The sequence below is a fragment of the Shewanella sp. 6_MG-2023 genome (assembly GCF_030547195.1).
Lineage (GTDB): Bacteria > Pseudomonadota > Gammaproteobacteria > Enterobacterales > Shewanellaceae > Shewanella.
Genome location: NZ_JAUOQU010000006.1, coordinates 18,311 through 40,364, shown reverse-complemented (window position 1 = coordinate 40,364; position 22,054 = coordinate 18,311). Strand labels below are relative to the sequence as shown.

Genomic DNA, 22,054 nt, shown 5'->3' with positions numbered 1-22,054 from the left:
CTTACATTTCATGGTAATGATTAATTGGGCGGCATTTTAGACTACTCATGGTATGAATAGAAATGGTATTATTTCCTAAGTAAATTTCCCTTGAGGAATATCACATGAATATTGATAATCTCGCTAAAATAGACTTAAACCTGCTGGTCATTCTACAAGTCTTACTTGAAGAACAATCGGTCACTCGCGCCGCAAACCGCCTGCATTTAAGTCAGTCAGCGTTAAGCAAAAGCCTTAACCGACTACGGGCAACCTTAGACGACCCGCTATTTCAGCGTACAGCTCATGGGTTAAAGCCCACTGCCCATGCGGTAAATCTTGCCCAACAATTACCTCAACTTCTGCAAAGTTTGCATCAAATAGTGCAGCCACCAAGCTTTATTGCTGCCAGTAGCCACCAGCATTTTTCATTTGCCATGGTCGAAAGCGCCTACGAAACCTTGCTACCGTATTTTATCGGCACCATTTTAAGAGAAGCACCCAATGTAAAGTTAGACTCTTATGTGTGGACTGAAAAGTCGATGCAAGACTTACAGTTGGGGCAAATCGATTTTGGCATTGCAGGTCGTGATACTCATCCTCAAGCTGATTTGAAAATAGAGCAACTGCCTGATGGGATTAAATATCAGACCTTATTTAAAGATAGGCAAGTGTGCTTAATCCGCCAAGATCATCCGCTAATGGCACAAATTAAAGCCGGTCACTGGAATAGAGAGCTGTACCTGCAAATGGCTCATGTGCAGGTGCGCTGTGAAGGCAATGATTGGTGGGCGCTGGATTACCATCTTGCAGAGAAAAACTTACATCGGCGTATTAGCTCTACCGTGCCAGATTTTTATGGCGCTGCCAGTATTTGCGCCCACAGTGACTTAATTTTTACTTTGCCATCGAGCTTTGCAAGGCATGCTGCACTACTTTATCCACTGGTTGAAATTCCGCTACCATTTGAGTTTATGCCCATGGCCTATGTACTACTGTGGCATGAACGCAACAGCCAAGCGCCGGGTCACCTTTGGTTAAGAAATATCATTTGTGGCAGTGTAGAAGAAGCGATAAAACAAACGGCTGTCACGCAGGTTTAATCGCCCAATACTGCAATATAAGCCAGCCCATTTTTCATAACACAATCACTGACGATAAAATTTGGCTCAAATTGCTGCCCAGATTGCCGCAAAAATGCACAAACATTAACCATGATTAACGTGACCTAGGCGCTGGGATCATCGATAGTCATGCTTCAAGTATTAAATTCATCGTCATCCAGTGCTATTTTGATGACGATGTTCAAAGGTTATTTTAGGAGTAACAATGAACTTTAACCAAATGTTTAATCAAACAAATTTAAAACAGCGCCTAGGGAATTTTCACCCACTATTATCATTGCTATTAGTGATCGGGATTTCGTTGACCTCGTTAGTGTTATTACCGTTTTTACTGATGTTTGCTCTAGTCAGCTTCATCGGATTGAACTTATTAGGGCGTAAATACCTAGCCCCTAGAATGCAGCCTATTTTCAGCCAGCAGTCTCAAGCAAATGAGTTTTATCGTAGCAATCCCAACATGCAGCGAGAATCATCTATCTACAAATCAGAGATGTTCCGAAAAGCCAAACCCAGCAACACGGGTCGCACTTTCGAGCACAATCCTGATTAACAAGCTGCTTACCGTTTAGCTATACCAATGAAAACACCGCCAGCTGGCGGTGTTTTGGTATCTGGGATGTATGAAACGATTAAGCCAAAATATGCTGCGCATATTGCAATGACTTTAACTCTTGTTCACTGGGCTTAAGCCCAATCACATTATCAATTTGAATTTGCAGCGACAACCAAATGGGGTCAATAATTTCAGCTTGTTGTTCATTCGCATGCTGTTTTGCCAGCTTTAACAAGGATGCCGATTCCACCACATCAATGCGGCCTAACATGCCATCGGCCAAAGCGACACTCAGTTCAATCATAGCAGGGACACTGCGGCCATAATTGATCACATCACGTAAGTAGCGCTCGGCTAAACAGCCATCGCTACCCAAACCAGCATCGTCATTTAACATGTGCTGCGCGCGGGCAAACATGGCATCAAGCTGACCTTGCTCAGCCGCTTCTGCCAACCAATGCTCACTGGTATTAGCATCAGCCTCACAGCCTTCACCATTATGGAGCATTAAGGCTAAATGGTATTGCGCATGGGGATAACCTGTCTGGGCGGCTTTACTAATCCACTCAAATGCATCGGTTAACTGTTGCTGCTGATAATACAGTACCCCCAAATTCGACATCGCTTCTGCATTTTCTGCCACGGCGGCCTGTTCAAGCCAATTCGCGGCTAATGCCATATCCTGCGGAAACTGCTTAGAGCCCACTAAATAGAAATAACCCAATAAGGCTTTAGCTTCAATCACACCTGCTTGTGCTGCTTGCTCAATGGCTTGCTCGCCTTTTAGCGCGTCTTTATGACCACTGTAACCATGCAGTAGCGCCACACCGTGTTCAAATAAACCTTGATGATGCGCCGTTGCCGCAAGCTCAAACCAGTAAGCCGCCTGTTTAAAGGTGCTGATTGACTCGGCCTGTTCAAGTTCAGGTTGCTGCAGTGATTGCTCCTGCTCTTGTTGCATTAATGCTTTTGACTTGAGCGACATCCCCACCAGATATTGCGCTTGGGGATCATTATGCATGACAGCTTGATAACACAACTCTCGCCCAGCAAAAGAATCAAAAGCTTCAAATTTATATGCTGGCGCAGCTTTTTGGTGGACTTTCGGATATAGCAGCTCAATTAACCCTAAGCTATTTTTAATGGTTTTTTCAGCGAGCGTAACCAATTGCTCTTGGGTTAGATGGTATTTCTCAGGATGAGCGCCACGATTACCGTCACTACGAAGTTTATGTAGCGCGCGCGTCGTAGGCACATCAATCAAGCGCATGCGATTTAACTGCTCGATGCGATCATATAAATTGGGGCTAGTGAATTTTAGCGACTGCTTAGCCGCGATTAACGCAGTAACTTGATGGGTAAAACTTCTGACAAACACCAAAGCCTGGGTGGGAATATCTCGCACATAGCTCTTGGCTTTAGTGTAATCTTCAACAATGTCAGGAGAGAAGCTGCCTATCAGCTCAATATCATTTAACACTTCGGGCAACTCCTCAAGGCTATCAACTCACTTAATTAGATTTCGGTATGATCGCTGTTGGTATCATCTTCGCTAACATCAGTGCTGCGATTAACCATATACAATCTGAATAAAGCCACGTTTACAAACAGGCCTAAGAATGCGAATACAGTGTCGATGATCACCTGTAGTGGAAAACCGCCAAATTCAGCGAGAGATAATACCGTACCGCCCACTAATGACAATGGAATATACATCATCAAAATAGCCATTGTTTTCAGCACAATAGGAGATGAAAACTTAAAGCTGTTCTTAATGGCTTCTAGTGGCGTTAGGCGCTCTACAATCACCATAAAGTTTACGTAAGCTAAACGGGCAAATAAATAGAAGCTTATCGCCAAACCGACAACCCAAAACGGCCCAAACACAGCAAACAGCATTACCGGCGCTAAAATAGCTAAACCAGAAAACACCCCAGCTAATAATAGCGGCGGCACGAAAGTGAAGCTGTTTTTCAATATCATCCCAGGGGTCACTTCATGACCACGAGATCGCACCTCTAGGTACAAGGTTAGCGCCGAAATCAACAGTGAAAAAATCAGCAATAACGCCATCATCGCAGCGCCATGCATTGCACCAAATTGTGGTACTTCTACTTCTGCTTGGGCTGCCAGTTCACTGCCTAACCATAATTGGATCACGACTTGGAGTAGCAGCAACGGTACTGTTAATGATGCTAATTGTACAATGTGGTTACGAAAGAAATTATATGCTTCAGTCAAAATTGCAGACAATGACATGGGGGTTCCAATAATCAAAAAAAGATAAATATACTGCTAAGGATACCGAAAAAAGCAGTTTTTTGCACAATTGATATCGTCATTAGACTGAAGTTCCCTAAATCAATTGTCACAACTTTGTTAATAGCGTTACAATGTTAACCAAAGTATCCAATTATTATTACCTACAGGACGGCCACAATGAAAATGACTCCCGCAGTAAGCCTTTTATTAACCGCATTTGCAGTCACCACACCCGCTCAAGCTGGATGGTTAGATAACATTTTTGGTAGTGATGAAGAAAAAGTTGAAACCGTCGCCGCTACTGAAGCGGTTGCTGATGCACAATCAACTGATTTAGTTGGTAATGTCATGTCACAGCTGGGGTTAAACCAGCAGCAAGCTGAAGGTGGTTTAGGGGCATTGCTAAGCTTAGCGCAATCTAACTTGGGCGATTCAGACTTTAGCCAAATTTCAGATAGCATTCCCGGTACTGATGCGCTATTGGCAGCAGTGCCAGCACTATCTTCAGATTCAGGTATGACAGGGTTATTGTCTCAAGCTGGTGATATTGGTAAGTCACTTGAAGGCGCGAGCATGGTATATGACACCTTTGAAGCACTTGGAATTAAAAAAGAATACGTGGCGCCTATGGTCGATATTGCCAAGTCTTATCTAGAAAGCAACGGCTCTGAAGGCACAGTTGATATGTTGATGAAAGGCCTTGGTTCAATCATGTAACATTTGCGGTATCGTTAATGGATTAATTTTAATTAATGCCGAGCCATTCGCTCGGCATTATTGTCTCTGTTAAGCTAAAGTCATCACATAGGCTGACACAGCTGCATACATCGTTTTGTTTATTGGAGGCAATATGATTGCTAAATTAAAACAGTTCTTACAATCCCATACCCAAGCGACCACCCCAGAAGATCAAGCGCGTCAGCTTAATCTCGCTGCTGCCAGTTTATTACTTGAAGTCATGTACGCAGATGAAACCCTTGATGAGCAAGAGGTGGCCATGTTGCCAGCTATGCTCACTAAGAATCTCGGTTTAACTCTGCAAGCCGCTGATGAGCTCATCGCTGAAGCCAAATTGATTCAAGGCAATGCCACCTCATTGTACGAGTTTACCGCTGAAATAAACGCCCAATGCTCCATCGCCCAAAAACAAAAACTGTTACTGGGGATGTGGAAGCTTGCCTACTCCGACGGCAAACTGTGCCGCAATGAAGATCAAATCATTCGCCGCACCGCAGATTTGCTGCATTTAAAGCACAGTGAAGTTATTCAAATGCGTAATATCGCCATGGAGCAACGTTAAGGGCTCTTTGAGGGCCTAACTCGCGTCGAGGTAGCCTCACAAAATTAAGCTCTTATAGCTAATCACTTATTAGCGCCTTACGAGTTAAATGATTTTTCTGCCAATAGATGAAGGGCGCAACGGTCAGCACTAAGATGCACGAATACCACATATTCTCAGCGAGTGCGTAGCCCACTCCAATACAAAATACACAGCCGGCCACCACCAAAGGTAAGTAAGCTTTACTGAGTAACTTTGCCGCTGACAACATGGTTAATAAATAGATAATCACAAACACCCCATTACTCCAGGCAATCAGATCTTCAAGTTTCTGCTCAGTGATAAATGTCAGTACAATAACCATCACCATAGTCACTAAAATGGTCACCAATGCCCGCAAAGGTACGCCGTATAAGTTCAATTTTTCAAAATACTTGGGCAATATTCCTTGCTGGCTAAAACTCCAAAGTAGCCGCGCTGCACTGGCACAATATACATTTACCGTTGCCAAGCCACTTGCTATGCCTAATACACCGATAACTTGCGCCCCAATGGCAGGCACACCCAAACCGCTCAATAGCTGATTAAAAGCATGCACCATTGCAAGGCCCTCAGCTTCAGCTGGCACAATTAATAACAACAAGGTGCACACCAGATAAATAATCCCCACCAACACAGTGCCTAACATCATTGCTGGTAACATATCTTTTTTCGGGTCGCGAAAGTCATTGGCTAAATGGGTCATGGCTTCTATGCCTAAAAAGCTCCAAAAACCGATGCCCATGGCTAACATCACGCTCGCCGCTTCTGGTTTAGCGACTGCAGAGAGCGAGGTTAATTGCCCAAGGTTGGCGCCGCTGCTGCCAAATAGCACAGTCACTACAGCCACAATGGCCAGTGTTAGCCCAAACTGTAATTTGGCAGACACTTGAATGCCGCGATAATTAAGCAGCAATAACACAGCAACAATGGCGATTTCGGCGGCCAATTGCCCCCAACCTGTTATAGCAACCAGCGCATCCATAAATTGAAAGGTCATTAAAATGGCTGCGGGGGCGCCAATGGGGATCACTAATAAAAAAATCAGCCCTATGGTGCGCCCTGCTGTGATACCAAAGGCTTTTTCAATAAAATAAGCTGGCCCTGCGGCATGGGGGAAGCGACTTGCCAGCAAGCCAAATACCACTGCCACCGGCAATATGGCGACTGTGAGTATAATCCACGCCAGTAAAGCGCCACTCCCAGCCACCTCTATGGTCATCTGTGGCAATATAAATACCCCAGTGCCCAGCAAAGTGGTGGCCATCAGTCCTGCGCCTTGCCAGCGCCCTATGCTTGCTGTAATTTGATTCATTGTCTTTATCTATAGTGATATTTAGTAAGAGTATAAGCTGATAGCGCTTGTCAAACTGCAGCATATCACCTGCAAGATCACCGAACAAACCGACAAAATGACGGCATTTAGCTCAATAACCAACATAATGAGGGTTAGCCTTGGACAAGTTCGATCAATTAATCATTAACGCATTACGCCTTAATGCCCGCCAAAGCATTTCAAATATTGCTGAGCAAGTGAGTTTATCTCGCAGCGCAGTCACTGAACGCATCAAAAAGCTAGAACAAACCGGCGTGATCCGTGGTTATCAAGTGCTATTGAGCGAGTCACAAAAAGAAGGCGTTTCAGCGTATTTCGAAATCCAGCATGAACGCGCTAATTGCGCTGATGTAGTCCATGTTTTTCACGCGATTCCTGAAGTGATCACGTGCCAAGGCATTACCGGCGAAATGGATTTATTAGTGTATGTGAATGCCCCATCAATGAAGCGCTTACATCAAATTCGGGAATACATTGATGCCCAAGCCGATATCGTTAAAATCAAAACCCACGTGGTGATGAGTGAATGGATTAATAACCAGCCCAGTAATTAGGCTATTAGGTTAAATCAAAGTCGCTAGCTTGAATTGTAGCAATTTATCTGTTCCCCTTTACTGGCGCTATTTTTAGCTTATCAAGCTAGCTTTTTATAATTTTCCAACCGAAATCTTAGATATAGCAGCTTGATAGCGTTACACTTCTTAGTAACTGGTTTTCTATTAGGTTTATCAACATGCAATCACAGCCGACATCTGACATCAATTTACTTTGGGGCGCACTCATTTTAGAAGAGTTAGCCAGACTGGGTGTTAAACATGTTTGTATGGCGCCAGGCTCTCGCTCAACCCCATTAACCTTAGCCGCAGCGGCGCAGTCAAGCTTGCAATCTCACCTTCATTTTGACGAACGTGGGCTGGGTTTCATGGCGCTGGGCTTAGCTAAAGCCAGTCACAGCCCGGTGGCCATCATCACCACTTCTGGCACTGCGGTGGCGAATCTGTATCCCGCCATTATTGAAGCTTGGCTTACTCAGGTGCCGCTGATTATTTTAACTGGCGACAGGCCGCCTGAACTCATTGGCTGCGGCGCTAACCAAGCCATTAATCAGCCCGCCATTTTTGCTGATTACGCTAAGCAAGTGAATTTACCGACGCCGGATCTTGCCATCAGCCCTAATACCTTGCTCACCACCATTGATGAAGCAGTGGCAAATTTAACCCAGCCAGTACATGTCAATTGCATGTACCGAGAGCCTCTGTATCCCACAGAGCTTCAAAGCCTAGGGCAATTAGCCCAATCAATGAGTGATTATGTAACGCCAATTACGCCATGGTTAAACCACTCTCACCCTTACACGGATTACGGCCAGTTAGCTCAAACCAATCTGCCTAGCCAAGACACTATGATGCGTTTTGCACACGGCAAAGGGATCATTGTGGCGGGAACCTTATCCCCCCAAGAAAACCCAAAGCAAATTATTGAATTATCTCAAAAACTGGGTTGGCCAATAGTCGCCGACGCGCAATCACAACTGAGGCAGCACCCCAGTGTTATTGGCCATATCGATCAACTGCTGCTAAATCCTAAAGCCAGTAAATTTATTGAACAAGCTGACCGCATTTTGGTGTTTGGTGGCCGCTTTATCTCTAAGCGTTTAATCAGCTTTATTGCTAATCATCAATGGCATAGCTATTGGCAGGTATTAGCAAACCAGCAACGACTGGATCCAAACCATCAATCAAAACGAATTTGGCAAGCCAGTATCACTGCCATGTGCAATAACAATTGGCCTCGCTCCTCTGCAGCTAATTGGGCGTTAAGCTTAGTTGAGCACAATCAAAACATTGAAGCATTACTGACGCAGCATATTGATCAAAGTAGTTTTGGTGAGCCGCAAGTGGTTCGGCATATCGCTCAGCAGCATAGCGCATCACATCAATGGTTTATTGGTAATAGCTTGCCAATACGCTTATACGATATGTATGCACCAATCATTTGCGAGCTACCCGATATTTATACTAACCGCGGCGCATCGGGTATTGATGGCTTAATCGCTACCGCAACTGGGGTGGCATTAGCCAATAATCAGCCTACCACCTTGCTTATTGGGGATATTTCCAGTTTGCACGACTTAAACTCACTGGCGATGACCAAACACGTTAACAGCCCGTTTGTGATTGTGATTTTAAACAATGACGGCGGTAATATCTTTAACCTGCTGCCGGTACCCAATGATGCCGTTCGAGAGCAATATTACCGCTTAAGCCATGGCTTAGAATTTGGCTACGCAGCAGCCATGTTTGGTCTGGCCTATAATCAAGTGGATAGTTTAACGAGTTTTAATGAAGCCTACGCCGATGCGATGGGATATGCAGGCACCTCAGTCATTGAAGTGAATGTCAGCCCAACTCAGGCCAGCGATCAGATTAAACTCATCGGACAATGGGTGAGGCAGCACTAATGCCAATAATTAATCGTTTTGGCGACACCAATTTACCAGCACTGGTATTATTGCATGGTTTTTTGGGGTCAAAAGAAGACTGGCAAGCAAGCTTACAGATTTTAAGTCAGCACTTTCACTGTATCTGTATCGACTTACCAGGCCATGGTGACAATCAGCTAGAATTGCCAACCCCAGGCTTTGAAACGGCGGCGCAGTCTATTGTCGATAAAGTCATCCAGCTCGGTTATAGCCAATTTCATTTGTTAGGTTATTCATTAGGTGGCCGTATTGCACTGCACATTGCCAAGCTTTACCCCAAAGCAGTATTAAGTTTATTGCTGGAGTCAGCGCACTTAGGCTTAACCAGCAGCCGCGACAAACAAGCACGCCTCAAGCACGATCAAAAGTGGGCCGATAAGCTCGCCGTCGAACCTATTAGAGACTTTCTCGAGCAATGGTATCAACAGCCAGTATTTGCTAATTTAACCACGGACGCGAGAAAAAACCTGATTGCGATTCGCAGTAAAAACAATCCCCAAGCGCTGCTGCACTGTTTTAAAAGTACCTCGCTAGGGTTACAACAAAATGGCGAAAAAGTGCTGAAGCAATTACACTGCCCCGCCTACCTGTTAGTGGGAGAACAAGACAGTAAGTTCAGTCAACTTGCCCAGCAGTGGCAGCAAAAACTGCAACTTAACACAGTCACCATTTCTCATTGCGGTCACAATATCCATAAAGCGCAACCTAAGATGTTTGCCGCTAGGATCATCCAACTTTTAACCCCTTAAGGACATCATTCATGGCAACCGCTAACAGTAATAATAACCAGGTTTTAATGAATGCCCCACGTATTAGTCAGCTTGAGTTATATCGTTATCAAATTAACTTGGCGCCCCATTTACCCGTAGCTAAACAACGTATTGATATCCGCCACGGCTTAGTCATTGCAGCAAGTCTAACTAGCGGCCAACAAAGCTTTGTTGAAATAGCGCCACTGTCTGGCACTGACATTGAAGGCGTGGCGCTCAGCGGTTTTAGTCATGAATCACTTGACGCAGTTATCGAACAACTCACCACCCTATTACCACGCTTAATAGGCAGTAGCCTTACTCAAATTAATGAGATATTGGCATCTGCTGAGCTTTATCCATCCGCTGCATTTGGCTTAAGTTTATTAGCCCTTAAGCTTGATGGCGGGTTTGATCATCCCCAATATGATTATGCTCAATCAATGCAAAGTAAAATTGGCCTTTTCTATTATCAACCAGACTCAGATCTCAATAAGTTACGAGCAAAACTGGCCCAATTAGATAAACGCAGCTACTCAGTTAAAGTGAAAGTCGCCCAAGCCAGTATCGAGCAGGAAATAAAATATATTCATCAAATACTTGAGCTTAATCCAAAGCTTAAACTCCGTTTAGATGCCAACCAAGGCTTTACACCTGAGCAAGCCATTGAGTTTCTAGCGTGTTTGCCTAAAGCGGCCATTGAATATATTGAAGAGCCATGTAAAACCCCAGCAGAAAACCAACAGGTTTACCAAGCCCTTAAAATTCCTTTTGCTTTAGATGAAAGCTTAAACGACAGCAAGTATCAATTTGACATGCTTGAAGGTCTAACCGCGCTGGTAATTAAACCCACCATCATAGGCAGCATTAATCAATTAACAGGGTTAATTACCACGGCCAATAGCCATGGCGTGCGCTGCATTTTAAGCTCAAGTTTAGAGGCAAACCTTGGGATTAATGACTTGGCTAAATTAAGCTATATGCTGACTCCAGATGAAACCCCAGGACTCGATACCCTATCAAGCTTTAGTGAACCGCTTATTGATAAGCAAGGCCAACTGAATAAAGCGGTTTGCGTGCTACTGCAGCGCGAAACGATTTCTGAAGCGACGATCAATCAAGACGCTGATCTCAATCAAGCATCGACCCTTATTGCCGATAGCGAGCATTAATATGAATAACATGATATCGCCGCTGCACCAAACTGCTATTGAACATCCAAATGCAGTGGCAATCATCTTACCGAATAGCGCCGCTGAGCTCACAGCGGGTTTCAATAAAACCGCCAGTGCATCAACTGCGAGTAACGATACCCAAACCGCCATTAGCTATGCTCAGTTAAGTCAGCTGGTATTAGCATTGGCGCAGCAACTTAGCGGCCAAGGGGTTGCAAAAAATCATCGACTGGCCTGCATTAGTCGTAATAATCTGGAAATGATTTGCCTGTATTGGGCCTGTATTGATTTAGGGGCATTATTTTTTCCGATATCACCCCGTTTTCCTGCTGCGCAAATAAGCCAACTATGCCTGCGCTTTAACATCAATTACTATTGGTCTGAGGCTGATTTAACACCGCAATTAGCATCAGTATTAGCCACACAGGCACAGCCGCAACCTATCACAACTGAGGTGACATTTAAGCTTAACCTAAATACCAGTAAGCCACTCAGGCCCTTCGCTATCGACGCTAGCCAGCCAGTGAATGTTATTCTGACCTCTGGATCAAGTGGCACCCCAAAAGGAGTGGTTCATAGCCTTAGTAATCATATTGCTAGCGCCAAAGGCTCAGCTGAAAATATCAACCTAGATAAAGGGGATAGCTGGTTATTATCATTACCGCTATTTCATATTGGCGGCCTCGCCATTGTTAATCGCTGCGCCATCGCCGCTGCCACCATAGTACTCAGTACCGAGCAGCCTCTTGTTAAGCAATTAGCCCAAACGCCATTAAGCCACTTATCGTTAGTATCTGCCCAGCTAAGCCAGATTTTAGACACTGATGCGACAGTACTTAAACATGTAAAAGCCTTATTGCTCGGTGGCGGCGCGATCGATCTGCTACTGGTTAAACAGCTAGCTCAGTTACACATCAGCGCTTTTTGCAGTTACGGCATGTCAGAGATGAGCTCACAAATCACTACCGCGGCCATTAATAGCGCTAATCATTTAGGCACAGCGCTGCCACAGCGGCAATTAAAGCTAGTTGATGGGGTAATTTGGGTCAAAGGCCCATGTTTATTTTTAGGCTATTTACAAGCAAGCCCTGATCACACCCTAAGCGCTTCACAGCAGCGAGCAGAGCCCATACTTGAGCGTCCTGTTGATGAGAACGGTTGGTTTTGCACTAATGACCAAGGCCAATTTGATGACCAAGGTCAGTTACATTTACTGGGCCGCGTAGACAATATGTTTATCTGTGGTGGTGAAAATATTCACCCAGAAGAAATTGAAGCCGCCTTAAGGGCTCACCCTGATATCGCTCAGGCCATTGTGTTTGGCCAATATGATGCTAAATTTAGCTTGCTACCAGCAGCAATTATTCAATTTAAAGCTCCCCAAGCCCAGCTAACAACCGAGGTTATTGGCAGCATTGAAGCACTGCTATTAAAGTTTATCGCTCGCTTTAAGCGCCCGCGTCACTATTACCCTTGGCCCGATAATATTGAGTCCGCCAGTTTAAAAATACCTCGCAAACAGATCATTGCTGCGGTTAAGAGCCAATATAACCTCGACTCACTTTAGGCTGTTTTATCACGGCTTTCAGCTAATAACAGCTTTAGTTGAAAGCTAATTTTTAGCCACAAAAAAACCTGCCGTAGCAGGTTTTAGTTTTTAGCGAGATTGAAGTGAATCAACCCGAGGCTAAGTTAGATTTCCATACAAGATTTAAGCTTGGTCATGGCATTCTTTTCAAGCTGTCTAATGCGCTCTGCAGACACTTGGTAAGTAGCGGCTAATTCTTGTAGTGTTGTCTTGTCATCATCTAACCAACGCGCTCTTAAAATATGTTGGCTACGTTCATCAAGGGTTTTAATTGCCGAGAATAAACGCGCTTGAGAGTCTGACTCCCAATTTTGATTTTCAACTTCAAGTGCAACATCGGAAGAATGATCTTCTAAATAATGAACTGGGGCAAAATCCACACCGCTGTCATCATCATTGTCGCTGGCTAAATCAAATGCAGGATCTTGAGCCGCCATACGCGACTCCATCTCAGTGACGTCTTTTTTAGACACCCCAAGGTTTTCGGCAACCATGCCGACTTCTTCATCACTAAACCAGCCTAAACGCTTTTTGGTTTTACGAATGTTGAAGAATAATTTACGTTGCGCTTTGGTGGTGGCAACTTTCACAATACGCCAGTTTTTAAGCACGTATTCATGAATTTCAGCTTTAATCCAATGCACAGCAAAAGACACCAAGCGCACACCAACACCAGGATCAAAACGTTTTACCGCTTTCATCAAACCAATGTTGCCTTCTTGAATAAGGTCCGCCTGTGGCAAACCATATCCTGAATAACCTTTAGCCACATGCACTACAAAGCGCAGGTGCGACATAATCAGTTTTTTTGCCGCTTGTAGATCGCCAGTTTCTTGCAAACGCTTGGCTAACTCATGCTCTTCTTCGGCCCCAAGCATTTCGATGCCTGTGACTGACTGCATATAAGCTTCTAAGCTGCTACTACCTCTAGGGACAGTAAGTGACATAGATTGCGATTGAAAGGCCATTGGCGCTCCTACATTAACAACATTAAAACGGTCTATTGCTCATTATACAGCTAGCTGGCGGCAATAGCTTGTGAACTATCTATGATATGGCGACATATGTCAACATGGCGACCAGATTAGTTGGTGCACATTTTTTGTGCTAATTTATACTCGACTGAAAACACATCGATTACAAGTTAATAAAAATTCATCAAAGCCGCGATCAACTTAGCTATTACGCGATCAATTTAGCTATTAAATGATACCAACCAAGCCCTAAGAAGGTTCAATGGCACGTAAATGCTGCCTTACCGATAAGTATGAACCTAGCCAGCCTAAAAACGAGGCAAGTAGCACTAACTTAATTAGCTCAGAGAAACTCAAGGCTTGAATTTGCAACTGGCTACCATAAAGACCTAACAACTCAGCTAAAGCAGAATCAAGATACCAGACTAATAAATTGATAATAACCCAAGCTAACACGCCGCCAATCACCCCATACCAAATACCGGTATAAAGAAACGGCCGTTGAATAAAAGACTCTGTGGCGCCGACCAGTTTCATGACTTCAATTTCAGTACGGCGATTCATAATGGCTAAGCGAATAGTATTGCCAATCACTAACACCACTGCTAATACCAGTAACGCAGCAATGGCGAGTACCGTGCGCTCAATTAACCTGACCATGGCTTGCAGGCGCTCAAGCCATTCAATATCTAAACGGCCAAAGCTCACTTCAGGCTCACGCTCAAGCTTTACTAATAGTTGTCTTGCCCCTTCAGGGCTCGAGTGACGCGCCAAAGGTGTTACCACCACCACGGCTGGCAACGGGTTACTATCAAGGTAAGATAATGCTTCGCCAAAGCCTGATAAGCGCTGAAACTCTTCTAGCGCTTGCTCGCGGTTTATATAGTCAACCGCATCAACTTCAGCGTATACATTAATACGGCGGATTAAATTTTGAATAGATTGCTCACTGCGGCCTTCGTTAATAAATAACGATATTTCAGCAGCATTATTCCATGACTGGGTGATGTTCTCGGCATTTTTAACCAGTACTTGCAAAGCTGCAGGTAAGCTTAAGCTCACCCCAAGTACCGCCATGGTCATCACAGAGGACACCGGGTTGCGCCACAGCTCGCCCACACTCGCCATTGCTTGCTGAATGTGGCGCACAAAAAACATCACTACTCGACCCGTAAAAGGCAGCTTACTGGCGGTAATTTTAACTTTTCTGGTCATTATACTTGCCCTTCTGTGGTCGCAGAATAGAGCTCGTCATTGCCAAGCATTTTGCCCTGACGCAGGGTTAAGGTGCGGTATTTCATCCGGGCAATCAAGCCTAAGTCATGGGTGGCAATCAGCACGCTAGTGCCAGAATCATGGAAGGTTTCGAATAATCTTAAGATATCCATCGATAACTTAGGATCTAAGTTACCTGTGGGTTCATCGGCCAGTAATAAAGGCGGTTTGTTGACAATGGCGCGGGCAATACCAACACGTTGTTGCTCACCGCCAGATAGCATGATGGGTAAATGACGCTCTTTGCCATACAGCCCCACCATGTCGAGTGCGCCAGCAACTCTTTTGCGGATCTCGCCGTGGGAGAAGCCTTCAATCACTAATGGCAGCGCAATATTATCAAATACGCTTTTATCCATTAATAAGTGGTGGTTTTGAAAAATCATGCCGATATTGCGACGTAAATACGGCACATGCTTTTTCCCTAACTTGGCAATATCATGACCATTAATCGATACTTTACCGGCACTGGCTCGCTCAATCACAGTGATCAATTTGAGCAAGGTACTTTTACCTGCGCCAGAATGTCCGGTTAAAAAGGCCATTTCCCCTTGTTGGAGGTGAAAATTAACTTCTGAGAGTGCTTTTTGGCCACCCGGATAAATCTTACTGACTTGCTCAAACTGGATCATAAATGACTATTCTGCCTTTTCCTGACTAAATAATGCTTCGATGAAATCGCTGGAATTAAAAGTACGTAAGTCATCAATTTGCTCACCAACACCTATGTGTCGGATCGGAATATTAAACTTATCAGCAATGGCGAAAATAACCCCACCTTTTGCAGTACCATCTAATTTACTAATGGTGATCCCCGTTACCCCAACGGCTTCTTGGAATAACTGCGCCTGGCTAATGGCATTTTGCCCGGTACTTGCATCTAGCGTTAGCATCACCTCGTGAGGCGCATTAGGGTCTAATTTTTTCATGACGCGAACAACTTTTTTCAGCTCTTCCATCAAATGACTCTTATTTTGTAAACGCCCTGCCGTATCGGCAATCAGTACGTCAACATTACGCGCTTTGGCAGCTTGTAATGCATCAAATAATACCGAGGCACTGTCTGCGCCGGTATGTTGGGCAATCACTGGGATGTCATTACGTTGTCCCCAAACCTGTAATTGCTCAACGGCTGCTGCACGGAAGGTATCACCAGCCGCTAACATGACAGATTTGCCTTGTTTTTGATACTGTTTTGCTAATTTACCAATGGTGGTAGTTTTACCCACGCCATTGACGCCGACCATTAAAATAACAAATGGGCCGTCTGCATTTTCAGGCACTAAAGGGACTGCCACTGGATCGAGAATAGTTTGTAATTCGTCTCGTAATAAATCATATAGCGCTTCGGCATCTTTAAGTTGCTTACGTGATGCTTGTGAGGTCAAATTATCAATCAGGCGAGTGGTGGTTTCGACGCCCACATCGGCAATCAATAATTGCTCTTCGAGTTCTTCGAATAAGTCATCGTCAATTTTTTTACCGCGGAAGATCCCCATAAAGCCGCTACCAATGTTTTCACTGGTTCGCAGTAATCCACGCTTTAAGCGGGCAAATAAGCCCTCTTTTACCGGTTTAGCCTGAGGCTCATCCACTTGCTCTTGCTCAACGTCTGCCGCTTCGGCTTCTGCTGCCAATCGAGCTTGTTCTTCGTCAGCAAGACGTTGCTGCTCTGCTGCACGTTCAGCTTCTAATGCAATACGCGCCGCTTCGGCTTCTGCTGCCAATCGAGCTTGCTCTTGGTCAGCAAGACGCTGCTGCTCTGCTGCACGTTCAGCTTCTAGTGCAATACGCGCCGCTTCGGCTTCTGCTGCCAATCGAGCTTGTTCTTGGTCAGCAAGACGCTGCTGCTCTGCTGCACGTTCAGCTTCTAATGCAATACGCGCCGCTTCGGCTTCTGCTGCCAATCGAGCTTGTTCTTGGTCAGCAAGACGTTGCTGCTCTGCTGCACGTTCAGCTTCTAGTGCAATACGCGCTGCTTCGGCTTCTGCAGCTAGACGAGCTTGTTCTTCAGCCTCAGCAAGGCTTCGCTCTTCTGCTAACCTTTGTTTTTCTGCCTCCAAACGTTGCAGCTCTGCTACACGTTCAGCTTCTGCTGTAATACGCGCCTCTTCTGCTTCGACAAGGCGTTGCTCTTCAGCTAATTTCTGCTGCTCAACCGCTAAACGTTGTTGCTCGGCTTCACGTTCAGCTTTAGCTGCAAGGTGTGCTTCTTCGGCTTCTGCTAGGCTTCGCTCTTCAATTAAACGCTGTTGCTCTGCAACATGTTCTGCTTCTGCAGCAATACGCTCTTCTTCCGCTTCAGCAAGACGTAACTCTTCAGCTAAGCGCTGTTGCTCGGCGGCATGTTCAGCCTCTGCTGCAATACCTGCCTGTTCGGCTTCTGCAAGACGTAACTCTTCAGCTAAGCGCTCTTGCTCAGCTATACGTTCTGCCTCTGCTGCAATACGTGCCTGTTCGGCTTCTGCAAGACGTAACTCTTCAGCTAAGCGCTCTTGCTCGGCTATACGCTCTGCCTCTGCTGCAATACGCGCCTGTTCGGCTTCTGCAAGACGTAACTCTTCAGCTAAGCGCTCTTGCTCGGCTATACGTTCAGCTTCTGCGGCGCGTTCTTGTTCAGCTAATCGCTCCGCTTCTTCAGCAGCAATGGCCTGTTCTTTTGCCAAAGCCTCTGCAGCTTGCTCTTCTGCGATACGTTGCTCTTGTGCAACACGCTCTTGCTCTTTGGTTTTGTCTTTACGAAACCACGAAAAAAAACCTTTCTTTGCCATGTCTACTACCAATGCTAAATGAGCGATAAAATTCGGAGAAGTTTTCTCGAGTCATTAATACTAAACTTGTTAAAAGGAATCCTCACCTTTAAACAGCAGTTTGGTATAAAATATCGAGTATTCTAATTGGTTGCATAGTCTACCACTTTCTTTGTTCAGGCAAAATCACGAGGGCAAAATGTCCAAAAATAAGTCCGCAAGCGGCCAAGTCAGGATCATTTCAGGGCAATGGCGTTCACGAAAGCTACCTATTCATGATTTAGAAGGGTTACGACCAACCACTGATCGCGTCCGTGAAACCTTGTTTAATTGGCTTGCTAGCGATATCAGAGGTGCAAGGGTATTAGATTGTTTTGCAGGCAGTGGCGCCCTAAGTCTGGAAGCTTTATCACGTTACGCCAGCTATGCACGTATTTGCGAACTGCAGAGCAATGCGGCCAAACAGTTAAAGCAAAACTTACAAACCTTAAAATGTGACAATGCCGATGTCATCAGTGGCGACAGTCTGGCATTGCTAAAACAAGGTCTGAATAACGATAAAGGCTTTGATATTGTGTTTGTTGACCCACCATTTCGTAAAGGGCTGGCCAATACCACTATGGCGTTATTAGCTGAGCATAACTGGTTAAATGAGAATGCATTAATTTACCTAGAAACTGAATCAGATTTAACCCAGCTAGCGATCCCAAACCATTGGGTTGAGCTCAAGCAAAAAAATGCCGGTCAGGTAACCTATCGCTTATTTCAATATCAGCTTGATGAATAGCATTTCAAACAAGCAACAAATCTAATAGAGGATACCCATGAAATTTTTTATTATCGGTGGTAAAAGTTTAACTTTAATCATGTGGTTAGTGATGTTTTATAACTTATTTATGCCGTTTGAAGGCCAAGTCAGCATAGTGTTGAATATCTTATTTTTTATCACTGTAATAATGCATTTTTTCCAATTACTTATTTTCAACACCATGTTTAGCAGCTTACTTAAGTTATCTTTTGTTGATTATCTTAAAGTGTATTTTTTTGGTGTTTTCGGTTTACTTGAATACCGACAAAAAGTACTAGAGCTTGATAAAGCCGAGTAGCCGTTAGATTTAAAGAAATTCAGCCATAAAAAAACCTCGCCTAGGCGAGGTTTTTTCTTAATCAGGTCATCACTCCTGATTATGAATCGTCACTTACTTTTTAGGGTAAGGGTGAGCAACACCTTTATGACAATCTACACAAGTCTTTCTCTTGTCGCCTTCTTGCTTAGCGTTACGCTCATGCATTCTGACAGCCATTTTCTTCATAGTCTCAGGCTGGTTTTCATAGATGCGCGTATGACAATGTTGGCAGTTAGCAGAATCTGTTGCTTGGAAGTACTTAAGTGCGATATCTGCTTGTTCTTTACGGTTCTCATCTAACCAAGCTTGAGTGTTGAAACCATCAATAGTTACGAAACCGTATAAATCTTTAGATACGATAATCTTTTTAACCAAGTAATCAACTGGGCCGTGTGGAAGGTGACAATCTTGACATTGAACAGTCACGCCAGCGCTACCGCCGCCATGTGCTGAAGCTAGTACTTCATCTTTCAATGAGTGATTGCTATGACAACTCATACAGAATTCATCTGAACTTGTTGCATGTAAAGTTTGTTGAGTGGCGAAATAGCCCACTACACCCAAAATAATACCCACTACAATCAGTGCGATAATAGAATATTTTGCGCTCGGTTTAAATAGTGCACGCCAGTTCATCGGACATCTCCAGTTAACAGTTTTATAATTTATAATTTTTAAACTCTAAAATATAAATTTTAAGTTCTAAAAATAGTAAATCTATTCTAGGTTGTTTTGCCCATAAAAAAACGAATTAAGAACATGTTTTAATTAATAAGTTACCAGTATATGCTCAAAATGAGATCAAGATCTAACTATTGAGGCTCAATGATAATTAATTTGACTCCTTTAAACTTAATACAGCTATAGCAAAATCGCAAAGTAGCCTTCACAAAAATGACAATTAACCTACCTTTGCAATATACTGTAAAAAAATCAGGTTTATTGCGCTATAGAATCATTATAGCCTCTGCCACTAGTTAGTTTGAGCGAGTATAAATATTCTGAAGCTGTTTATTGCTGCGGGTATTGTTTCGGGTTATATTAAGCCAGATCATCAGCAACTTAATTTAGCTTTGATTCTTGATTTATCACTAGATTATTGCGCTATTTAATTGTTATTGATGGCTACACACTTTGGAAAAGCATGAGCACTAAGTTAACGCACCAAATAATCGTTTTTATCACCCTCTTTGCCATTTTAGGCCAAGGGTTGATAACTAATGGTTACGCTATGGTCGCTAACCCTCTCATGCGCTCATCAGCAGAGATGTTAATGCCTAACGACAAAACATCCCAAGCAAATCTGAAGCAACACAGCAGTGCCGATACCCCTAATTGTCATTCATCTATGACTGAACAAGCCCCGCAAAAAACGACTCATTGTTGTGACGATGGCTCAATGCTCCAATCGAAAAAAGCTGATCAAAGCTGTTGTGACAGCAAAAATGGCTGCGCTATCGATTGTGGTCACTGCATTACTATCTCGATGACAGGGCATTTGCTCACATTTGATATCCTTCTCGCAAAAGCAGTCAACAGCAAGGCTGATGCCACTGCAGTGCCACACTTTTTCTTCCATAAAACCCTTCCAGAATTTCGACCTCCGATTAGTTAAATTACTGACAGAATATTTTTAGCCTAGCACTGTCCTCTGTGCCATAGCTAAACACCTATACTTGCTAGTATTTACAGTTTTTATAAACGGTTCGCTTTATTTGCCAGCCGTATTTTGAGGTTATGATGAAACACGCTATTTTATTGATCACCATTGCGGGTTTTCTAGCTGGGTTATGCACTAATCCAGTCGCTGCTCAACAAGCAGCAACACATAGTCATATTTCGACTCACCAGCATCAGCATGATGCAGAAAAAACCAGCTATTCATGCCCGATGCACCCTGAAGTTATTAGTCATAAATCCGGTGATACTTGTCCTAAATGCAATATGTTCTTAGAAGAAGTTAGCCCTGAGGCTGCCATAGACCATAGCGCCGAAACCACCTACATCTGCCCAATGCACCCTGAAGTTAGCAGCCACAAACAAGGTGACCGCTGCCCAAAGTGCAATATGTTGTTAGTGGTTAAAGAAGAAGAGGAAGAAGTCGACCATAGCCAACATCAGCATGCACAAGATGAACAGATAGAAAACCTAGCAGTGCAACCCACACAGAGTGCTGCAGATAAAGTGTTTAATACTGTTAAACCAAGCCTATTACCCTCGGATGCAGAGCCAAGCATTAAATATGTCTGCCCAATGCACCCGCATATTGTTTCTGACACCCAAGGCACTTGCCCTATTTGTGGTATGAATTTAGAAAAAGTCACCATGGGCGCTGCGACAGAAGAAATCGTGGTTGGCGTATCTGGCGGCATGCAGCAAGCTTTAGGCATGCGCACTCAACAAGTTGAAAGAGATACCCTATGGCGCCTGGTTAAAACCATCGGCACCGTTGAGTATAACGAAGACAGCATTACCCATGTTCATGCTCGAGTGACTGGTTGGGTGGAAAAACTGCATATTAATAATGTTGGCCAAAAAATAAAAAAAGGTCAGCTCATGTATGAGCTTTATTCACCTGAACTTATTAATGCTCAAGATGACTATTTACAAGCGCTTGATTATTTGGAGCAAGACAATCAACGTGGCGGCATTCTCGAGCGTAAAGCCCGCCAACGTTTAGCGCTTTTAGGGGTGTCATCAAAAATTATTCAACAATTAGAAACCAGCGGCGAAACTGTTTTTAGAGTGCCTTTTTATGCCCCACAAGATGGGGTTGTCAGCCAAATGGACATTCGTGATGGCATGTATATCCAACCGGGTAATGCCTTAATAGAATTAGTCGACTTATCCACGGTTTGGGTCATTGCCGATGTGTTTGAAAATGAACAAAGCTGGCTAGAAAAAGGCCGTCCTGCAGAAGTCACTGCATCGGCCCAAGGCTTATTTGATCTTGAGTCTGACATTGATTATATCTATCCAGAACTCGACCCTGTCACTCGCGCCATGCGTGTCAGAGTAAAATTAGCCAATCCAAATGCAAGCCTACGACCAGGAACCTTAGTGGATGTGTCTTTATTTGGCGGCCCTAAACGCAACATTATTACTATTCCCACAGAAGCACTGATATTAACCGGCCGTGAAAATCGAGTAGTAGTTCAGCGTCACGATAGCGGATTTACTTCGGTACCTGTAAAAGTCGGCATCATTGCGCAAGGGAAAGCAGAGATCATTGAAGGCATCAATGAAGGCGACCATGTGGTGGTTTCAGGGCAGTTCCTGCTTGATTCAGAAGCCAGTATTCAAGGTAGCTTGTTACGTTTAAGCGGCGCAGATAAAGCGCCTGCAGCCCATAACCACTAAGG

21 protein-coding genes are annotated in these 22,054 nt (G+C 44.2%); 13 read left to right on the top strand and 8 right to left on the bottom strand.

What is annotated here, in order from left to right; genetic code table 11:
* Positions 1 to 104 precede the first annotated feature (104 nt).
* Both Q4533_RS05220 and Q4533_RS05215 read left to right on the top strand, forming a co-directional pair.
* The gene (locus Q4533_RS05220; protein WP_102440158.1) at positions 105 to 1,082 is read left to right on the top strand and encodes a LysR family transcriptional regulator; all 978 of its coding nucleotides are present in this window, start codon (positions 105 to 107) and stop codon (positions 1,080 to 1,082) included.
* Positions 1,083 to 1,308: 226 nt separating this feature from the next.
* Entirely contained in the window at positions 1,309 to 1,653 is a 345-nt protein-coding gene (locus Q4533_RS05215) for a hypothetical protein (RefSeq protein WP_102440157.1), read from the top strand.
* 79 nt (positions 1,654 to 1,732) lie between these two features.
* On the opposite strand, the gene Q4533_RS05210 is transcribed toward Q4533_RS05215, so the two are convergent.
* Together Q4533_RS05210 and Q4533_RS05205 are read right to left on the bottom strand one after the other, a co-directional pair.
* On the bottom strand, positions 1,733 to 3,136 hold the full coding sequence (locus Q4533_RS05210) for a tetratricopeptide repeat protein (protein WP_102440156.1): 1,404 nt from the start codon (positions 3,134 to 3,136) through the stop codon (positions 1,733 to 1,735).
* A gap of 35 nt (positions 3,137 to 3,171) precedes the next feature.
* Complete coding sequence (locus Q4533_RS05205; RefSeq protein WP_102440155.1) at positions 3,172 to 3,915, bottom strand: hypothetical protein; 744 nt, start codon at positions 3,913 to 3,915, stop codon at positions 3,172 to 3,174.
* Between the two features lie 180 nt (positions 3,916 to 4,095).
* Between Q4533_RS05205 and Q4533_RS05200 the strand changes: the two genes are divergently transcribed.
* Both Q4533_RS05200 and Q4533_RS05195 read left to right on the top strand, forming a co-directional pair.
* Entirely contained in the window at positions 4,096 to 4,635 is a 540-nt protein-coding gene (locus tag Q4533_RS05200) for a DUF2780 domain-containing protein (protein ID WP_102440154.1), read from the top strand.
* Between the two features lie 133 nt (positions 4,636 to 4,768).
* Positions 4,769 to 5,218, top strand: coding sequence for a TerB family tellurite resistance protein (locus tag Q4533_RS05195; protein ID WP_102440153.1), 450 nt, complete (start codon positions 4,769 to 4,771; stop codon positions 5,216 to 5,218).
* A gap of 58 nt (positions 5,219 to 5,276) precedes the next feature.
* Here the strand turns inward: Q4533_RS05195 and yjeH are convergent, their stop codons facing one another.
* A complete protein-coding gene (gene yjeH, locus Q4533_RS05190) occupies positions 5,277 to 6,551 on the bottom strand; it encodes an L-methionine/branched-chain amino acid transporter (protein WP_303502182.1) in 1,275 nt (424 codons plus the stop codon).
* 140 nt (positions 6,552 to 6,691) lie between these two features.
* On the opposite strand from yjeH, the gene Q4533_RS05185 reads away from it, so the two are divergent.
* The 5 genes from Q4533_RS05185 to menE all read left to right on the top strand — a co-directional run bounded on the left by Q4533_RS05185 (position 6,692) and on the right by menE (position 12,545).
* Positions 6,692 to 7,126 (top strand): Lrp/AsnC family transcriptional regulator, encoded by a 435-nt coding sequence (locus tag Q4533_RS05185; RefSeq protein WP_102440151.1) that lies wholly within the window; start codon positions 6,692 to 6,694, stop codon positions 7,124 to 7,126.
* Positions 7,127 to 7,305: 179 nt separating this feature from the next.
* Positions 7,306 to 9,033: a 2-succinyl-5-enolpyruvyl-6-hydroxy-3-cyclohexene-1-carboxylic-acid synthase gene (gene menD / locus Q4533_RS05180; protein WP_303502179.1), complete on the top strand. Its 1,728-nt coding sequence runs from the start codon at positions 7,306 to 7,308 to the stop codon at positions 9,031 to 9,033.
* Positions 9,033 to 9,803 carry a 2-succinyl-6-hydroxy-2,4-cyclohexadiene-1-carboxylate synthase gene (gene menH, locus Q4533_RS05175; protein ID WP_303502177.1) on the top strand — a complete coding sequence of 257 codons (771 nt, stop codon included), beginning with the start codon at positions 9,033 to 9,035 and terminating at the stop codon, positions 9,801 to 9,803. The genes menD and menH overlap by 1 nt, the downstream gene beginning before the upstream one ends.
* Before the next feature lie 11 nt (positions 9,804 to 9,814).
* On the top strand, positions 9,815 to 10,975 hold the full coding sequence (gene menC, locus Q4533_RS05170) for an o-succinylbenzoate synthase (protein WP_241903580.1): 1,161 nt from the start codon (positions 9,815 to 9,817) through the stop codon (positions 10,973 to 10,975).
* Position 10,976: 1 nt separating this feature from the next.
* Entirely contained in the window at positions 10,977 to 12,545 is a 1,569-nt protein-coding gene (gene menE, locus Q4533_RS05165; RefSeq protein ID WP_102476597.1) for an o-succinylbenzoate--CoA ligase, read from the top strand.
* A 125-nt stretch (positions 12,546 to 12,670) separates the two neighbouring features.
* Here the strand turns inward: menE and rpoH are convergent, their stop codons facing one another.
* The 4 genes from rpoH to ftsY form a co-directional block, all read right to left on the bottom strand.
* Positions 12,671 to 13,534, bottom strand: coding sequence for an RNA polymerase sigma factor RpoH (gene rpoH / locus Q4533_RS05160; protein WP_102440147.1), 864 nt, complete (start codon positions 13,532 to 13,534; stop codon positions 12,671 to 12,673).
* Positions 13,535 to 13,789: 255 nt separating this feature from the next.
* Entirely contained in the window at positions 13,790 to 14,755 is a 966-nt protein-coding gene (ftsX, locus tag Q4533_RS05155; RefSeq protein ID WP_102440146.1) for a permease-like cell division protein FtsX, read from the bottom strand.
* Positions 14,755 to 15,447, bottom strand: coding sequence for a cell division ATP-binding protein FtsE (gene ftsE, locus Q4533_RS05150; RefSeq protein WP_076538182.1), 693 nt, complete (start codon positions 15,445 to 15,447; stop codon positions 14,755 to 14,757). The genes ftsX and ftsE overlap by 1 nt, the downstream gene beginning before the upstream one ends.
* Positions 15,448 to 15,453: 6 nt before the next feature.
* A complete protein-coding gene (gene ftsY / locus Q4533_RS05145; RefSeq protein ID WP_303502174.1) occupies positions 15,454 to 17,586 on the bottom strand; it encodes a signal recognition particle-docking protein FtsY in 2,133 nt (710 codons plus the stop codon).
* 178 nt (positions 17,587 to 17,764) lie between these two features.
* On the opposite strand from ftsY, the gene rsmD reads away from it, so the two are divergent.
* Both rsmD and Q4533_RS05135 read left to right on the top strand, forming a co-directional pair.
* Positions 17,765 to 18,352, top strand: a complete 588-nt coding sequence (rsmD, locus tag Q4533_RS05140; protein WP_102531240.1) for a 16S rRNA (guanine(966)-N(2))-methyltransferase RsmD — start codon at positions 17,765 to 17,767, stop codon at positions 18,350 to 18,352.
* Between the two features lie 37 nt (positions 18,353 to 18,389).
* Entirely contained in the window at positions 18,390 to 18,671 is a 282-nt protein-coding gene (locus tag Q4533_RS05135) for a DUF1145 domain-containing protein (RefSeq protein ID WP_102440143.1), read from the top strand.
* Positions 18,672 to 18,764: 93 nt separating this feature from the next.
* On the opposite strand, the gene Q4533_RS05130 is transcribed toward Q4533_RS05135, so the two are convergent.
* Positions 18,765 to 19,328 carry a NapC/NirT family cytochrome c gene (locus Q4533_RS05130; RefSeq protein WP_102477285.1) on the bottom strand — a complete coding sequence of 188 codons (564 nt, stop codon included), beginning with the start codon at positions 19,326 to 19,328 and terminating at the stop codon, positions 18,765 to 18,767.
* Positions 19,329 to 19,836: 508 nt separating this feature from the next.
* Between Q4533_RS05130 and Q4533_RS05125 the strand changes: the two genes are divergently transcribed.
* The gene (locus Q4533_RS05125) at positions 19,837 to 20,307 is read left to right on the top strand and encodes a hypothetical protein (RefSeq protein WP_102440141.1); all 471 of its coding nucleotides are present in this window, start codon (positions 19,837 to 19,839) and stop codon (positions 20,305 to 20,307) included.
* 125 nt (positions 20,308 to 20,432) lie between these two features.
* Positions 20,433 to 22,052, top strand: a complete 1,620-nt coding sequence (locus Q4533_RS05120) for an efflux RND transporter periplasmic adaptor subunit (RefSeq protein ID WP_303502171.1) — start codon at positions 20,433 to 20,435, stop codon at positions 22,050 to 22,052.
* Positions 22,053 to 22,054: the final 2 nt, after the last annotated feature.

What these genes read in the sequence shown, in the direction of transcription:
- Q4533_RS05200 (WP_102440154.1), top strand. Translation starts at nt 4,096, where the DNA reads ATGAAAATGACTCCCGCAGTAAGCCTTTTATTAACCGCATTTGCAGTC.
- Q4533_RS05215 (WP_102440157.1), top strand. Translation starts at nt 1,309, where the DNA reads ATGAACTTTAACCAAATGTTTAATCAAACAAATTTAAAACAGCGCCTA.
- menD (WP_303502179.1), top strand. Translation starts at nt 7,306, where the DNA reads ATGCAATCACAGCCGACATCTGACATCAATTTACTTTGGGGCGCACTC.
- menH (WP_303502177.1), top strand. Translation starts at nt 9,033, where the DNA reads ATGCCAATAATTAATCGTTTTGGCGACACCAATTTACCAGCACTGGTA.
- ftsX (WP_102440146.1), bottom strand. Translation starts at nt 14,755, where the DNA reads ATGACCAGAAAAGTTAAAATTACCGCCAGTAAGCTGCCTTTTACGGGT.
- menE (WP_102476597.1), top strand. Translation starts at nt 10,977, where the DNA reads ATGAATAACATGATATCGCCGCTGCACCAAACTGCTATTGAACATCCA.
- Q4533_RS05205 (WP_102440155.1), bottom strand. Translation starts at nt 3,915, where the DNA reads ATGTCATTGTCTGCAATTTTGACTGAAGCATATAATTTCTTTCGTAAC.
- rsmD (WP_102531240.1), top strand. Translation starts at nt 17,765, where the DNA reads ATGTCCAAAAATAAGTCCGCAAGCGGCCAAGTCAGGATCATTTCAGGG.
- Q4533_RS05195 (WP_102440153.1), top strand. Translation starts at nt 4,769, where the DNA reads ATGATTGCTAAATTAAAACAGTTCTTACAATCCCATACCCAAGCGACC.
- Q4533_RS05125 (WP_102440141.1), top strand. Translation starts at nt 19,837, where the DNA reads ATGAGCACTAAGTTAACGCACCAAATAATCGTTTTTATCACCCTCTTT.
- Q4533_RS05135 (WP_102440143.1), top strand. Translation starts at nt 18,390, where the DNA reads ATGAAATTTTTTATTATCGGTGGTAAAAGTTTAACTTTAATCATGTGG.
- ftsE (WP_076538182.1), bottom strand. Translation starts at nt 15,447, where the DNA reads ATGATCCAGTTTGAGCAAGTCAGTAAGATTTATCCGGGTGGCCAAAAA.
- Q4533_RS05120 (WP_303502171.1), top strand. Translation starts at nt 20,433, where the DNA reads ATGAAACACGCTATTTTATTGATCACCATTGCGGGTTTTCTAGCTGGG.
- Q4533_RS05130 (WP_102477285.1), bottom strand. Translation starts at nt 19,328, where the DNA reads ATGAACTGGCGTGCACTATTTAAACCGAGCGCAAAATATTCTATTATC.
- rpoH (WP_102440147.1), bottom strand. Translation starts at nt 13,534, where the DNA reads ATGGCCTTTCAATCGCAATCTATGTCACTTACTGTCCCTAGAGGTAGT.
- ftsY (WP_303502174.1), bottom strand. Translation starts at nt 17,586, where the DNA reads ATGGCAAAGAAAGGTTTTTTTTCGTGGTTTCGTAAAGACAAAACCAAA.
- Q4533_RS05220 (WP_102440158.1), top strand. Translation starts at nt 105, where the DNA reads ATGAATATTGATAATCTCGCTAAAATAGACTTAAACCTGCTGGTCATT.
- menC (WP_241903580.1), top strand. Translation starts at nt 9,815, where the DNA reads ATGGCAACCGCTAACAGTAATAATAACCAGGTTTTAATGAATGCCCCA.
- yjeH (WP_303502182.1), bottom strand. Translation starts at nt 6,551, where the DNA reads ATGAATCAAATTACAGCAAGCATAGGGCGCTGGCAAGGCGCAGGACTG.